This is a genomic window from Streptomyces sp. NPDC005263, from assembly GCF_042872365.1.
Classification (GTDB): domain Bacteria; phylum Actinomycetota; class Actinomycetes; order Streptomycetales; family Streptomycetaceae; genus Streptomyces.
In genome coordinates this window covers 675034-690207 of sequence record NZ_JBIAKJ010000002.1, presented here as the reverse complement: position 1 = coordinate 690207, position 15174 = coordinate 675034, and the positions used below count along the sequence as shown (strand labels likewise).

The following is a 15174-nucleotide window of genomic DNA, read 5'->3' as shown; positions in this document are numbered from 1 at the left end:
GCGTTCAGTGGGGAGGCATGGGCCGGACCGTGAGGATCTGCTGGGCGTGTCCGACCGGGCCGTTGACGTCGTGCAGGACGGTGCTGGTGAGGCCTTGGCCGGTGGGGCCGAAGGTGACCGTGGTGTCCAGGCCTGTCCACCGGCCCTCGGGCTGGCGGTGGAGGTGCAGAGTCAGGTCGACGTTGGGGAACATCCAGGCGGTGGGCGGCTGTCGTGCGGCGATGCCGTTGGCGGTGTCGACGAGGGCGACGTAGGACGCGAGTGGACTGGCGCACTCGCCGGCGACGAGGTCGAAGCGGGTGGAGACCCAGGCGGTCGTTCGGCCGGGCTGGGGCGGTGCGAGCGGGCGGACGTCCAGAGAGGCGATGTACCCGCCGGGCCACACCTGCGTCATCGGCCACGGAGTGAGCGCCTCGGGACCGCCGAGCCGGTCGTCGGGGCCGCCGGCGACGGTGGCGGTGTCGAGGGTGGCGAGGAGCCAGGCGCGGGCCCGGACCACCGGGCGGCCGGCTATGAGCACCACGGCTTCGAGCAACTCGATGGTGCGGCCGGGGCGGACACTCTCCACCCGGATCTCACACTCGTCGAGGGCGAGACGGCCCAGGATGTCGTAGCTGATCCGGGCCAGGGCCAGGCCGTTGCCCGGCCGCGCGGCCAGATGACGGTCGATGGCGTGGACGACGAGGCCGCCGAGCGGGCTGAAGTGCTGTTCGTCCGGGTCCCAGGCGCCGCCCGCGTGGACCGTCGGCTTGTAGTGGTGCTCGTCGACGCGCTCGTAGTAGCTGCCGGAGGCGGGTTGGGTGCCGGTGTTCAACGGACGTTTCTCCTCGGGTGGATCGCAAGGTTGATCACAGTGTGTTGAGCAGGACGACGTAGAGGGCGGTGCCGATGCCCACGCTGAGGATCGTGCGGCGGCCGAAGGCCAGATGGACGCCGATCGTGACGGCGACCGCGAGCAGCGCGTATCCCGTTCCGTGCGGGTCGGTCGTGATCGTGCCGCGCAGGGCTGTCAGGGCCAGGATCGCGAGGATGCCGACGGGCATCCACACCGACAGCTGCCGCACGATCGCCGAGCCGCGCAGGGTGCGCAGGACCACGAACGGCAGGGCGCGCAGGGCCAGGGTGATCGTGAAGACGATGGCCAGGACGGCGATGAGGTACGAGGTGCTAGGCACCGGCGGCCTCCTTGGCGGGGCGGGTGGCGGTGAGCGCGTGGCGCACCAGGAGCAGGCCGACGAACAGCAACATCGCGGTGAACAGGGCGAGGCCCGGGGTCAGCACCAGTGCGACCGCGGCACTGGCGCCGGCGAGCAGGGCGGACGGGAGTTCGCGGCGCGAGCGGAACGCGTCCAGGGTGAGCACGGTGAACAGGGCGCACAGGGCGAACTCCAGGCCCTTGACCGGAGCGGGCAGCGCGGCGCCGAGTGCGACGCCGACCAGGCCGCCGCCGACCCAGTAGGTCTCGCAGGCGATCTGCATCGCCAGCAGCCGGGGCGCCGAGCGTTCCGCCTCGGGCAGGGAGGCGTTGACGGCGTATGCCTCGTCGATCATCGCGTAGACCGCGTACGCCTTCGCGACCGGGTGCTTGACCAGGTGGAGGGGGAAGGAGAAGGCGTAGAAGACGTGCCGGAAGTTGACCACGAGGACCGTCAGTGCGACGGCGGCCAGCGGTGTGACGGTGGCCGTCATGCCCACCAGCAGCAGTTCCAGGGAGCCGGCGAACGCGGCCAGGGACAGGGCGGGAGCGAGCCACCAGGGCAGCCCGGCCTGGATGATCAGCAGGCCCAGGGCGATGCCCAGGGGGAAGATCCCGAGTCCGGCGGAGAAGGAGTCCCGGACTCCGGCGGCGATCCGCTGCCGCCGGTCGGCCGGAGGCGGAGCGGCTTCCGCTGCCGCTGTGCGGGCGGGAACGTCGTGTTGCATCTGCTTATCGTCCCGGAAATCGCCCGCCATATGGTTGCGAAGATTGCTCATCTCCGGGTTCGGAGTGCAATCTTCTCCCATGGATGCGATCGATCTGGCAATTATCGCCGAGTTGGAGCGGGACGGGCGGCTGACCAACGTCGAGTTGGCGCAGCGGGTCGGGCTCACGACCGGGCCGTGCCTGCGGCGTGTCCAGCGTCTGGAGGCCGACGGCGTCATCCGCGGCTACCGGGCCGTCGTCGACCCCGCGGCCGTGGGCCGCTCCTTCGAGGTGCTCATCGACCTCAGCCTCGAAACCCAGGACGCGGACACGGTGGAGCACTTCGAACAGACCCTGGCGCAGGCCGACGAAGTCATCGAGCTGCGCAGGCTGTTCGGCAGCCCGGACTACTTCGTACGCGTCGCGGTCGCCGACCTGGCCGCGTACGAGACCTTCCTCAGCCGGCACGTCATGACCATCCCGCGGATCAAGAACGTCACCTCGCACTTCACGATGAAGACGGTGAAGGGCTGAACGGGTGGAACAACGGCCTGCGTAATTCGACCTGACTCACGGCATCCGCACTTTGCTCAATTCTGGTTCGCCGCTGGCCCATTCGTGCACGTCGATTTGCCGACGCCTTACCCGGCAAAGGGTTTGAGGGGCGGTGCCGTGCCCGCACGCGCGCGGCATATAAGCAGGTCATCGGCGTGACAGCGGCCGGATCGCCTCCCGTTCCATCAACGTTCAATCGGGCGTTCCTGCTTGCCCTCCAAGAAATCCCTAAGGTCCCTGAAGGCTTCGAAAGTAGGGACCCATGGACAGACCCCTTTCCGTCCGGGCGCGCGGGATCACCAAGTGCTTCGGCGACGTCGTCGCACTCGACGGCATCGATCTGGATGTGACGCAGGGCCAGATTCACGGCTTGGTCGGACCGAACGGCGCGGGCAAGACGACACTGCTCGGCCTCCTGCTGGGCCTGGCCGTCGCCGACAGCGGACGGCTGGAGATCCTGGGTACGCCGGTCGGACGGGCGCTCGCCGCTCCCGACGGTGTCGCCGGCTTCGTGGACGGACCCGGTCTCTACCCCTCGCTCACCGCCCGGCAGAACCTGGCCGCGCTGGCCCATCTGCGCGGTGGGGACGGGCGTACCGCGGGAATCGACGACGTGCTCGACCAGGTCGGGCTCACCGATGTCGCCGACGACCGGGTCCGCGGTTTCTCCCTCGGCATGCGTCAGCGGCTCGGGCTCGCCGCCGCCCTGCTCACCAGGCCCCGGCTGCTCGTGCTCGACGAACCGTCCAACGGCCTCGACCCGGTCGGCAAGAGGCACGTCCACGGTGTCCTCGACCGGCTCGCGGCGGACGGAACCAGCGTGGTGCTCTCCAGCCACCGCATGGACGACCTCGAGGCGCTCTGCTCGGAGGTCACCATCCTCGCCACCGGACGGGTCGTCTTCTCCGGCCCGCTGGGCAAGCTGGCCGCCGAGAACCGTGAACTCGACTACCGGTTGCTCACCTCCGACGCGCGGGCCGCCCGCGAGGAGGCCGCCGACACCGCCGGGATCCACGTCGTCGACGGCGCCGGGGCACGACCCGCCACCGGCGAGGGGCTCGTCGTCCGCGCGCTGGTGCCCGCTCTCGACGACCTGGTGCGGCGGCTCGTGCACGCGGGCGTCGCGGTGCGCGAACTCACCCCCGTGGTGTCGCCGCTCGAAGCCGCGTTCCTCGCCCTCACCGAGCAGCAGGAGTCGGACGGATGACCGCGACCACCGTCGACGACCGCGCCACCGACGCCGGTACCGGTGCCAGTGCTCGCACCGGCCGCGCCTCCGTGCTCCGCGGCTACCGCTTCGAGCTGGTCAAGCTCGTGTCCCAATGGCGGATCCGGCTGCTCGTCCTCGCCTGCTGGATCGCCCCGGCGCTCTTCGTCGCCGCGGTGAGCCGGCAGAGCACGCTCCCCTCCGACACCCTCTTCGGTCGCTGGATGCACGCCACGGGGTGGGCCGGACCGCTGGTGATGCTCGGTTTCGCGGGCACCTGGGCGCTCCCGCTGCTGGTGTCGGTGGTCGCGGGCGACGTGTTCGCCTCCGAGGACCGGCTCGGCACCTGGCGCCATCTGCTCGTGGCGGTCAGGTCGCCCCAACGCATCTTCGTGGCGAAGACGCTGGCCAGCCTCAGCGTCATCCTGCTGCTGGTGGCGGGGCTGGCCTGCTCCAGTGCGCTCGGCGGGGTCGTGGCGGTCGGCGACCATCCGCTGGTCGGCCTCGACGGTCACCTGCTGGCGCCCGCGGACGCCGCCGGGAAGGTCCTCCTCGCCTGGGTCTGTGTGCTCGCGCCCACCCTGGCTCTCGCCGCGATCGGACTGCTCGGGTCGGTCTCGCTGGGCCGGTCACCGATGGGACTGCTGCTGCCGGCGCTCGTCGCGCTGGCGATGCAGGTCGCCCAGATGCTGCCGCTGCCCGTCGCCGTACGCCTCGCCCTGCCCAGCTACGCCTTCATCGCCTGGAACGGCCTGTTCACCAGCCCGGCGCAGGTCGGCCCGCTGTTGATCGGCATCGTTGTCAGCCTGGTGTGGGCCGTGCTCGCGACCGCGCTGGCCTACGTCCTGTTCCTGCGGCGCGACTTCACCAACCTGACCTACGACGGCTCCGGGCGCCGCGCGATCACCACCGGACTGCTGCCGCTGGTCGCGCTGGTCGCCCTCACGGTCACGGTCGTCGCCGTGTCGACTCCGTCCGTGGGTTCCGGGATCGGGCAGGCCAAGGTGCAGCGGTCGGTCGCCACGGCGTTCGCCCACCTCTACCGCCTGCAGACCGAGCAGCTCCGCCGCCCGGCCGTCACCGAGGCCCAACTGCGGGCCTCCGCGGCGTGCGACAAGAGCGCCGGCCACGTCACCGCCGAGGGACCGGGCAACGACTGGCGCTGCGTCGTCTCCTGGCACCTCCCCGGCGTCGAGGCCGTCGGTACGGCCGTCTACCAGCTCGACGTCACCTCCGACGGGCGGTTCGTCGCCGACGGCGACGGACCGAAGGAAGTGAACGGCTACTTCCTGGTGCGGACCCCGGTCGGGGACGCACCGAACCCGCTGTGGCAGTTCGACGGCAACGTCGACCTGCTGTCCACCACCCCGAAGGGATAACCCCATGCAGGTAAGACGCCGCCGCAGGCGCGTTGAGGAGAAACGTTCCGGCTTTCTCCTCGGACGCCTCGGCCGCCGTACCCCCCTGCTGACGGCCGGCACCACCGCCGTCGCCCTCCTCGCCGCCGGCACCGCTTTCGCCCAGACCCACCAGTTCGGCACCGACCAGGTCGGGCAGGACACCGATCAGGGCCAGGTCATCTCCAGCGACCAGTACATCGCCCCGTACGGTGACCGCCTCGTCATCAACAACGGCAAGATCATGTCGTCCTCGGTGAGCCCCGACGGGACCCATCTCGCGGCCTCGGTCACGGACGGCGGGAGCGCGCTGTCCATCGTCGACCTGAAGACCTGGAAGGTGCAGCAACTCGTCGGCAGCTCCGCGTCGTCGACCCCGCGCATCAGCGGCAACGCCGTGGGCCAGGAAGGCCCCACGTACTCCCCCGACGGTTCGCAGCTGTGGCTGGGCCAGACCGACGGCTACACCAAGTTCACGGTGAACCCGGACGGCAGTGTCGCCAGTCCGACGTTCGTCGGCATCCCGGCGGACGGGGACAAGCACGCTCTGGTGGGCGAGGCGGTGTTCTCCCCCGACGGTTCCACCGTGTACTCCGCGGTCAACGGCCAGAACCGCGTGGTCGCCATCGACGCGGCGAGCGGCACCATCAAGCAGAGCTGGGCCGTGGGCAACGCCCCGCGCGACCTGGTCAAGGTCGGCGACAAGCTCTACGTCAGCAACGAGGGCGGGCGCCCGGCGAAGCCCGGCGACACCACCATCAACTCGTACGGCACCCAGGTACCGGCCGACCCGAAGACGGCGGCCACCACCACCGGCACGGTCAGTGTCATCGACCTGGCCCACCCGGCCGGCTCGGTCGGAAGCATCAACGTCGGTCTGCACCCGACCGCGCTGTACGCCAAGAAGAACGCGCTGTTCGTCACCAACACGGCCACCAACGACGTGTCGGTCATCAACACGGCGAACGACAAGGTCGTGCAGACCATCGCGACGCAGCCGTGGCCTCAGGCGTCGGTGGGCTACGAGCCGGACGCGGTGACGCTCACCGACGACGGTCACCTGCTGGTGACGCTGGGCCGCGCCAACGCGGTCGCCGTCTACCGGTACAAGAGCCCGCAGGAGCCGGTGAGCTACGTCGGGCTGCTCCCGACGGACTACTTCCCGGCGGAGATCGCCACCGTCGGCAACCAGGTGGTCGTCTCCAACACCCGCGGCATCGACGCCCGCCGCCCCACCACCAGCGCCGGGCACGGCACCCACGACACGACGTCGAGCCTGGAGCGGTTCACGCTGCCGAGCGACAACGTCGTCAAGTCCCAGACGGCCAAGGTCTTCCAGCAGAACGGCTGGACGGCCGGCTCGGTGACGCAGACCAAGGGCGCGAGCCACGCGCAGCCGGTGGCCGTCCCGCAGCGGCTCGGCGACCCGTCGACGATCAAGCACGTCTTCCTGATCGTCAAGGAGAACCGGACCTACGACCAGGTCTACGGTGACATCCCGAAGGGCAACGGCGACCCGTCGCTGGCGGAGTTCGGCGAGAACGTGACGCCGAACCAGCACGCGCTGGCCGAGCAGTTCGGGCTGTACGACAACACGTACGACATCGGCACGAACTCCGCCGAGGGCCACAACTGGCTGATGCAGGCCGACGACCCGGAGTACACCGAGTCCTCGGCCGGTGAGTACCAGCGCAGTTACGACACCGAGGACGACGCCCTCGGCCACCAGCGGACCGGTTTCCTGTGGACCGGCGCGCAGGCGGCCGGCAAGTCCGTGCGGGACTTCGGTGAGTTCCAGCAGTTCCTGACCAAGCCGACGGACGCGAGCTGGCAGAACCTGTACTGCGACTCCAAGAACATGGCGGCGACCGGGCAGGACACCGCCTACCCGCTGAACTCGTCCTCGCCGATCCCGTCGCTCAACAGCGTGTCGGTGCCCGGCTTCCCGAAGTTCGACACCAGCGTCCCGGACGTCTACCGGGAGCAGATCTGGAAGCAGGACTTCGAGAAGAACGGTCCGGCGAACCTGAACATGTTCTGGCTCTCCAGCGACCACACCGGCGGCCCGGCCAGCGCGCCCGCCCAGGTCGCCGACAACGACCTCGCCACCGGCCGGATCGTCGACGAGATCTCGCACAGCAAGTACTGGAAGGACTCGGCGATCTTCGTCGTCGAGGACGACTCCCAGGCCGGCCTCGACCACGTCGACGGCCACCGTGCCCCGATCCAGATCATCAGCCCCTGGGCCCAGCACGGCACCGTCGACAACCACTACTACTCGCAGATCACGATGATCCGGACCATCGAGCAGATCCTCGGGATCCACCCGATGAACCAGAAGGACAGCGCGGCCAGCCCGATGCGTGGGGCGTTCACCTCGCGCCCGGTCTACACGCCGTTCAAGGCGCTGCCCAACCGGACCCCGCTGACCGACGGCCTGAAGACCCCGCCCACCTGCGGCGTAGACACCCCGGCACCGCAGGACCCGAGCGCGGCGGCCGTGCCGTCGGCGAAGGTGCCGGCGGACGAGCAGTCGCTCGCCGCGCAGTGGGACACCTGGAAGTCGAAGCAGCGGCTGACCGGCCCTAACGCCGGGCCCGACTACGCCAACCCCGCGCAGATGAACCACCTCACGTGGTACCAGACGCACAACTGGAAGAAGCCGTACCCGGGCGAGGACAAGATCTTCGCGCCGAAGGACGTGCCCGGCGCCTTCCTCCCCTCGTCGGAGTCCGACGGCTGAGCAGGCTGACCGCCAAGGGGCCCCTGGTCTGCGTCACCGCAGGCCAGGGGCCCGTCGGCTGCTCACCCCGTTTCCCTCGGGCCCCGGGAGTCCGCCACGGACATCCAGTAAAATCTATGACAAACACACCACACGCTTCCGACGGAACGGACAGCGCCATGACCGCATCAGCCGGCGCCATACGGCAGTACCGCCCCGTCCAGTCCGGCGCTCCGGACACGGACTCGAAGGACCAGGGCGCCCGCGCGGCGGCGGACGCGGCCGTCGCCCACAACTCCCTGGTGCTCGACATATGCGGCAAGAAGCTGGAACTGCCGCCGCCGGACCACCTCGCGTTCATCGCGGGGCTGGGCGTGCTCACCGCGCTGGAGGTCATGGAATGGCCGGTGGCCCTCGCCATAGCCGTCGGCCACAAGCTCGCCCACAGCCATCACGGCCGCGCGCTGCGCGAGTTCGGTGACGCGCTGGAAGAGGCCTGAGCGATCAGAACCAGGCGCGCACCCTGCTGACCGGCGCGGGCAGGAACAGGGAGCTCACGGTCGCCGCCGCGGCTGCGGACAGGGCGATGGCCCAGGCGACGGGGCCGAGGGGCGTGCAGCCGAAGAAGTGGCTGAGTCCGGGGGTCTGGACGACGAAGGCCAGGGCGGCCAGGGAGCCGAGCGCGGAGACGAGGATCGCCCGGCTGCGGCCGCCGGCCAGGAGCGTCTGTCCGAGTTGCGAGCCCACAAGCGCGACCAGGGCGACCGTGCGTGCGCGGGCCGCGCGCCCGGTGAGCCGTCCGGCGAGCCAGCCGGTGGTCGCGCCGAGGGTGGTGGCCACCGCCCGTACGACGGTCTCCTCGGTGAGTGCCGTGCCCAGGGACGACTCGGGGCCTTCGTGGAGCAACCGCGCCGCCGTCTCGGGGCGGGGTGGGCGCAGCGCGACAGCGATGGCCGGGGCCAGGTCCGTGAAGAGGTTGACCAGCAGCAGCTGGCGGGCGGTCAACGGCGAGGTGCCGGTGGCGGCCGCCCCGAGGACGGTGAAGGCGATCTCGCCGAGATTGCCGCCGACGAGGATCGCGAGGGCCTGCCGTACCGAGGCCCACATGGCGCGGCCCTCCACGAGGGTGGCGAGGACCGTTTCCAGCCGGTCGTCGGTCACGACGAGGTCGGCGGCCGCGCGTGCGGCCGGTGTGGCGCGGGTACCGAACGCGATGCCGATATCGGCGAGCCGGATGGCGGGGGCGTCGTTGGCGCCGTCGCCGGTCATGGCCACGGTCCGGCCGAGGCGCTGGAACGCCTGCACCACCCGGACCTTGTGGACGGGCGTGCCGCGGGCGACGACGCCCACCTCGGGCAGGAGTGCGTCGAGGGCACGGTCGTCGAGGGCGTCGAGTTCGGCGCCCGTCACCACCCGCCGCCCGTCCAGGACACCGAGGTCGGCGGCCATGGCCGCGGCCGTCCCGGGATGGTCGCCGGTGATCATGACGATGTGCATTCCGGCGTCGGCCAGTTGCCGCACCGCGTCGGCGGCGGTGGGGCGCACCCGGTCGGCGAACGCGAGGAAGCCGAGGAAGTCCAGTCCGGTGACGGCTTCCTCGGTGAGCTCGCCGTCGAAGCCGTCGTCGGTCCGGCGCTCCGCGACCGCCAGGATCCGGTGTCCCTGGGCTGCCAGGTCCTCACCGGCCGCCAGGATGCCGTCCCGGCCCGCCCGGTCCAGGGCCTGTCCGCCGCGGGTGGCACACCGGCCCGCCACCTCTTCCGGTGCCCCCTTCACCGACAGCAGCCAGCTGCCGCCGGCGCGGCCCCGGACCGCGTGGAAGCCGCGGCTGGGCTCGAAGGGGAGCTCGGCGGTACGCCGCCAGCCCGGCGCGCCGTTCGCGCGGTCCACGCCGGCCTCCCGCGCGCCGTCGACCACCGCGCTGTCCGTGGCGTGGGCGAGTCCGTGGCCGCCGTCCGCGCGCGGCGTGGCCCGCAGGGCGGCGGCGAGTACGGCGCGCTGGGGCGCCGCCAGCTGTTCGAGGGGGCGGCTGTCGCCGTCCGAGGAGACGCCGACGAGGGAGATCCTGCCGTACGTGAGGGTGCCGGTCTTGTCGAAGCACAGCACATCCGTGCGGCCTGCCGCCTCGATGGTCCGCGGGTCGCGTACCAGGGCGCCCTGGGTGGAGAGCCTGCGGGCGGCGGCGAGTTGGGCCGCGGAGACGAGGAACGGCAGCCCTTCGGGAACGCTGGCCACCGCCAGGCCGACGCCGGTGCCGATCGTGTCCCGTGCGGGGCGCCCGCGCAGCAGGCCGGCGGCCATCACCGCCGCGGCCGAACCGAGGGCCACCGGCAGCGTGGGGCGGGTGATCCGGGCCAGCCGCCGCTCGACGCCGACCGCCGGCGTGGAGCCCCGGCCGGCCACCGCGGCACGGCCCGCCTCGGTGTCCGTGCCGGTCGCGACGACCACGGCGCGGGCCCGTCCGGCGGCCACGGTGGTGCCCTCGTAGACCATGGACGTACGGTCCGTCAGGTCCGACGCCAGGACGGGGGCTACGTCCTTGGCCACCGGCATCGACTCGCCGGTCAGTGCCGACTCGTCGGCCTCGAAGTGGTGCGCCTCCAGCAGGCGGCAGTCCGCGGGGACGACGTCGCCGGTGGTGAGGGCCACCACGTCCCCCACGACCAGTTCCTCGGCCGGGACGGTGGTTTCCGCGCCGTCCCGCACCGCCCGGGCCATGACGGACGACTCACGGCGCAGCCTGGCCACCGCCTGGTCGGTCGAATGCCGCTGGAAGCCTCCGATCAGCCCGGACAGGGCCGTGACGCCGACGATGAGGGCGGCGTCGAGGACGGCTCCCACCGCCGCCGACAGGGCCGCCCCGGCACCGAGGATCGGGGTGAGCGGGTTGGCCATCTCGGTGAGATAGGCCCTGGCCAGTGACGAGGTCTGTACTCCTTCGCCCGGGGCGGTGACGCGCGTCCGGGCCTCCGCGGCGGTCAGGCCGCCCTCCTCGCCACTGGTTCTGTCGAGCACCGAGGACGGGTCCATCGCGTGCCAGGGGTACCGGCGCGCAGCCCGCGGCAGGGGGCCGCGCAACACGCGCAGCGCCGACCAGACGCCGGTCGCGGTGCCGAGCGCGGCGGACGCGTTGACCACCATCATGCTGCGGGCCGCCGGGCGCCGTGGCCGTCCGGCCAGCGCCGCCGTCGCGCCGACGACCGCCGACGCCTGCGCGAGCCGGACCCCGCGGTGCGCCGCGTCCCGCGCCGCACGGCATGCCTCCACGATGACGACGGCCGCCGCCGCATCGGGTGCGACGTACAGGTCAGCACCCCAGGGCGGCGTGCCGTCCGGGCCGGTGACACCCACCGCGACATCGGCGGCCCGTAGCGCGCCGCGATGTCGTGAGACCAGCAGGACGCCGGTCCCGTCCCGCTGCAGGGCGCGTACGGATCCGGGCAGCCGGTCGCCTCCGTCCAGCACCCCGTCGGCCTCTCCTACCGCCGCGTCCGCCGTGTGCCGGCCCGCGACGAGGACGGCGAGTCCGGCTCGGCGGGCCGCCGGGACGAAGGCGCTCGCGGCATCGTGGAACTCCGGCACCACACCGGCCAGGGCCACCACGCGGTGGTCCTTCGCCAGGCCGAGCACGAGGTGTGCGCCGCCCAGCCGGAGCCGGTCGCCGGCCGACGAGACGGCGGAGTCGTGCGGGGACAGGTCGTCGAGCGGGCCCAGCACCCAGGGGCCGTCCCGGCGCACGCGGTCCGGGTCACCGGCGTCGAAGAGCCGGTGCGCGGTCGCCGCGAGTTCTCCCGCCGACGCGCCGCCGTTGTCGTTGTCGTCGTTGTTGTCGTCGAGGGAGACGAGATCGGCGAGGAGGTACCGTCCGGTCGCCAGGACATCCGTGTCGAGGAGCAGGGCGCCGATCCGGTCGAGCCCGCGCAGTGCGGCGGGCCGTGCGACGACGGTGCCGCGGCGGGCCAGGCCCCGGCCCAGGGCACAGGCGAAACCCTCGCGGGCCAGTGACGGCGCCTTGGGGATCGCCGCCAGCGCCCCGCTCGCCGCCCGCACGGGGTGCCTCGTCACGAGGAGCAGTCCGGCGAGGGTCGCCGCTGCCACGCCGGCCGCCTGATCCGCGTAGCGTTCGACCGGGCTGTCCTTCAGGGGCACCTCGCGTGCCGGTGCCGAAGCCGGGGCGCCGGTGGAGGCCGCCGCTCGTGCGGTTCCCGTGAGGCGGGGCTCGGCCGCGGCCCAGACGGCACGCTCCGCGTCCGCTTCGAGCACCCGCAGAGCGTTGCGGACGGCGTCCACACCGCTTCCGAGGAATCCGCCCGAGCCGACGTTTCCCACGACCGCCAGCCCGCCGATGAGCGCACTGGCGTTCCGGGCACCCACCGCGTTCTCCACCAGGCGGCGCAGCCGGGGCTGGGTGTCGATCAGGGGAGCCAGCGACGCGACGCCGGCCGGGATGGGGGTGCGACGGGCAAGCGTCAGCGCGGTGGCCACGGGGACGACGGACGCGTGCAGGGCGACGGCCCACGCCGCCCGCCGGAGAGGCCCACCGGACAGCGGGTGCTCGGGCAGCGGCCCGTCCAGGCCGAGTTCCGCCTCCACCGCCTCCACCGCGCCGGTCAGCGCCCGCACGGTCTCCTCGGCGTCGGGCGCGCCCTCGGTGCCGACGACGGCGTGCTCCAAGACGGTGTTCGTCACCACCCAGCGCACGCACCCAAGGGCCGCGAGCCGCTGCTCGACCTCCCGCGCCACCCGCTCCGCGTCGACGTCGCCGCGCTCCCCCAGCCCCCGGACGGCGATGTGCGCCCGCTCGTCGAAGAAACGGACACGGCGCTCGGTGCCCACGAGCGCACCGGCCGCGGACGAGGCGACAGCACGCAACAGTCCGCTTCCCGGAATCCGCACCGTGTGTCACCCGCTTCCCAGCGTCACGCTGTCCATCGATCTGCTTCAGAACCCCCAATACTGCCCTAAACGCGGCAATATTGAATAAAAGGCGCCTATTCGCCTTACCCCGAACAGGAGGAGGTCATGTCATGCGTGGAGCGCCAGAGACAGCGCAGGACACCGACCGGGCTGCCACGCAGCAGGAACCATCGCCCACGAAGACCACCGGGGGAACGCAGGTCCACGAAGGGCGTACCGGCCTGATCATGCACACCTACAACGCCCCGGTGCCCGTCCCGTACCTCACCCCGAAGGACCTGGCCACCGACGTCCGCACCATGACGTCCCGGCTGCGTGACGCACCCGCGACGCCGATGACCAAGAACGTCGCCTTCTACGGCGGGCTGGGCGCGCTCACCGTGGCAGGGGCCCTCGAATGGCCGGTCGCCCTCGCGGTGGCCGGAGCGACCTGGCTGCTGCGGGAAAAGGGAAGGGAAGCACAGACGCAGCGCGCGGAGTCCCAGGAAGACCGCGGTTCCGAACCGGCCGAGGCCGCCAGGCAGAGCGCCTGACGGCACCCGGGCCGCGTGCCGCCGTACGCGGCCCTACGTCCGTTCGTCCCGGTCCGGGCGTACCAGCAGGCCCCGTTCCAGGGCCACGACCACCGCGTGCGTACGGTCGCTGACGTCGAGCTTGGCGAAGACGCGCAGGAGGTGCGTCTTCACCGTGGCCTCCCCGATGACCAGGCGCTTGCCGATGTCGGCGTTGGACAGGCCGTCGGCGACCGCGTTCAGGACGTCCAGTTCCCGGCCGGTCAGGGACACCGGGGCGGGCCGCCGTATGCGGGCGACGAGGCGTTCGGCCACCTTGGGGGCGAGCACCGTCTCACCCCGGGCCGCGGACCTGATGGCGTCGACGAGTTGCTCGCGCGTGGTGTCCTTGAGGAGGTAGCCGACGGCGCCGGCCTCGACGGCGCGCTCGATCTCCACATCCGTGTCGTACGTGGTGAGGATCAGCACCCGGGTCCGCGCCGGGCCGGCGACGATCTCAGCGGTCGCGGCGACGCCGTCGAGGACGGGCATCCGCAGGTCGATGAGGGCCAGGTCGGGGGCGAGGGTTTCGACGAGTTCGACGGCCTCCCTGCCGTTGCCCGCCTCTCCGACGATGGCGACGCCGGGCTCGTCCGCCAGGAGGGCGACCACGCCCGCGCGCATCACCGTGTGGTCGTCCACCACGATCACGCGGATTCTGTCCTGCTCCGCCACGGCCGTCTCATCGGCCGCGGCCTGTCGGGTCACGTCTGCCATGTCAGTCCTGACTGTTTGTGGGGATCATGGCGAGGACGCGGGTTCCGTCCCCGACGGAGCTGGTGACGGCCAGCTCACCGTCGAGTTCGGCCAGCCGTTTGCGCATTCCGACGAGGCCGAAGCCGTGGGCTTCGTCGACCACGAAGCCCCGGCCGTCGTCGGTGATTTCCAGTTCGATGCCGTGCGGATACCGGGCCAGGACGACCCCCACCGTGGTGGCGGCCGCGTGTTTGCGCACATTGGCGAGGGATTCCTGGGTGCAGCGCAGCAGCGCGATGCGGGTCGTCTGGTCGCAGTCGACGTCCGCCAGTTCGGTGGCGACGGTCAGTCCGGTGTCCTCGGCGAACCGTTCCAGGGTCCGGCGCAGGGTCGCGGCCACCGAGCCCGCCGCGACGCCGCCCTGCGGCGCTGATCCGACGAGCGCCCGTGCCTCGGCGAAGTTCTCCCGGGCGGTCTGCGCGATGGACAGCAGCTGCCGGTCGCACTTTTCGGGGTCGGTGGCGACGGCGGAGCGGGCCGCCTCCGCGAGAACGATGATGGAGGCGAACCCCTGGGCGAGGGTGTCGTGGATCTCACGGGCGATGCGTTCCCGTTCGGCCACCGCCCCCTGCCGCTGGTGGGCCTCCACCAACTCCCGCTGTGTCGCCTCCAGTTCGGCGGCCAGCTGCTCGGTGCGTGCGTTGCTGAGTCCGATGAAGCGATACAGCCACAGGCCGAGGGCGACTCCCGCCCCGTAGGCGACGACCGTGGACACGGTGTTCCCGGTGAGGAACTGAGGGCTCCAGCCCTGTCGCAGGGTGCCGCCGACCACGGTGGTCACCGCACCGAGGCCGCTGAGGACGATCGAGGGACGCGGGCCGCGTACGAAGGTCCAGAAGTGCGGAAGGGAGACGACGTAGAACGCGGCGGCACCTCCCAGCAGGTAGGAGATGCCTCCCATGACGAGCGACAGCAGGACGAGGAACACCGCGGGGCGCAGCACCGGGTTGCGCGGCAGGGTGAGGACGACGGCGTAGCACAGGGCGATCAGCGTCAGCAGGCCCCACGACCAGTACCGCTTCGCCTCCCCCGCGTCCAGTACGGCGACCGCCGTGGGCAGCAGGCCGAGAAGGACCCAGGAGACGGTGTTCCAGAGACGGAACGTATCCGAGGTGCCCAACGGGCCTGCGAAGTAACGGTCGTTGGGCTGCGGCCGCTCAGTCATT

At 71.8% G+C, this 15174-nt stretch carries 12 protein-coding genes; 6 read left to right on the top strand and 6 right to left on the bottom strand.

Features of this window, described 5'->3' with window-relative positions; all coding sequences use genetic code 11:
• Positions 1–4 precede the first annotated feature (4 nt).
• Genes ACFYRY_RS10350 through ACFYRY_RS10340 form a run of 3 tightly spaced genes read right to left on the bottom strand, consistent with a single transcriptional unit; the run spans position 5 to position 1923 of the window.
• Positions 5–814 carry a thioesterase family protein gene (locus tag ACFYRY_RS10350; RefSeq protein ID WP_389142188.1) on the bottom strand — a complete coding sequence of 270 codons (810 nt, stop codon included), beginning with the start codon at positions 812–814 and terminating at the stop codon, positions 5–7.
• Between the two features lie 34 nt (positions 815–848).
• Positions 849–1175, bottom strand: coding sequence for a branched-chain amino acid transporter permease (locus ACFYRY_RS10345; RefSeq protein ID WP_389142186.1), 327 nt, complete (start codon positions 1173–1175; stop codon positions 849–851).
• Positions 1168–1923 carry an AzlC family ABC transporter permease gene (locus tag ACFYRY_RS10340; RefSeq protein WP_389142184.1) on the bottom strand — a complete coding sequence of 252 codons (756 nt, stop codon included), beginning with the start codon at positions 1921–1923 and terminating at the stop codon, positions 1168–1170. The genes ACFYRY_RS10345 and ACFYRY_RS10340 overlap by 8 nt, the downstream gene beginning before the upstream one ends.
• A gap of 79 nt (positions 1924–2002) precedes the next feature.
• Here ACFYRY_RS10340 and ACFYRY_RS10335 point away from each other — a divergent pair, with 79 nt between their 5' ends.
• The 5 genes from ACFYRY_RS10335 to ACFYRY_RS10315 all read left to right on the top strand — a co-directional run bounded on the left by ACFYRY_RS10335 (position 2003) and on the right by ACFYRY_RS10315 (position 8284).
• Positions 2003–2437, top strand: coding sequence for an Lrp/AsnC family transcriptional regulator (locus ACFYRY_RS10335; protein WP_389142182.1), 435 nt, complete (start codon positions 2003–2005; stop codon positions 2435–2437).
• 283 nt (positions 2438–2720) lie between these two features.
• The gene (locus ACFYRY_RS10330) at positions 2721–3665 is read left to right on the top strand and encodes an ABC transporter ATP-binding protein (RefSeq protein ID WP_389142180.1); all 945 of its coding nucleotides are present in this window, start codon (positions 2721–2723) and stop codon (positions 3663–3665) included.
• Positions 3662–5044 carry an ABC transporter permease gene (locus tag ACFYRY_RS10325; RefSeq protein ID WP_389142178.1) on the top strand — a complete coding sequence of 461 codons (1383 nt, stop codon included), beginning with the start codon at positions 3662–3664 and terminating at the stop codon, positions 5042–5044. Before ACFYRY_RS10330 ends, ACFYRY_RS10325 begins: the two co-directional genes overlap by 4 nt.
• 4 nt (positions 5045–5048) lie before the next feature.
• Positions 5049–7805, top strand: coding sequence for an alkaline phosphatase family protein (locus ACFYRY_RS10320; RefSeq protein WP_389142176.1), 2757 nt, complete (start codon positions 5049–5051; stop codon positions 7803–7805).
• Positions 7806–7963: 158 nt separating this feature from the next.
• On the top strand, positions 7964–8284 hold the full coding sequence (locus tag ACFYRY_RS10315; RefSeq protein WP_389142174.1) for a hypothetical protein: 321 nt from the start codon (positions 7964–7966) through the stop codon (positions 8282–8284).
• Between the two features lie 4 nt (positions 8285–8288).
• Here the strand turns inward: ACFYRY_RS10315 and ACFYRY_RS10310 are convergent, their stop codons facing one another.
• On the bottom strand, positions 8289–12656 hold the full coding sequence (locus ACFYRY_RS10310; protein ID WP_389142172.1) for an HAD-IC family P-type ATPase: 4368 nt from the start codon (positions 12654–12656) through the stop codon (positions 8289–8291).
• Between the two features lie 155 nt (positions 12657–12811).
• Here ACFYRY_RS10310 and ACFYRY_RS10305 point away from each other — a divergent pair, with 155 nt between their 5' ends.
• Complete coding sequence (locus ACFYRY_RS10305) at positions 12812–13234, top strand: hypothetical protein (RefSeq protein WP_389142170.1); 423 nt, start codon at positions 12812–12814, stop codon at positions 13232–13234.
• A gap of 33 nt (positions 13235–13267) precedes the next feature.
• Here the strand turns inward: ACFYRY_RS10305 and ACFYRY_RS10300 are convergent, their stop codons facing one another.
• Complete coding sequence (locus ACFYRY_RS10300; protein ID WP_389142168.1) at positions 13268–13969, bottom strand: response regulator; 702 nt, start codon at positions 13967–13969, stop codon at positions 13268–13270.
• A 1-nt stretch (position 13970) separates the two neighbouring features.
• A complete protein-coding gene (locus tag ACFYRY_RS10295) occupies positions 13971–15173 on the bottom strand; it encodes a sensor histidine kinase (protein ID WP_389142166.1) in 1203 nt (400 codons plus the stop codon).
• Position 15174: the final 1 nt, after the last annotated feature.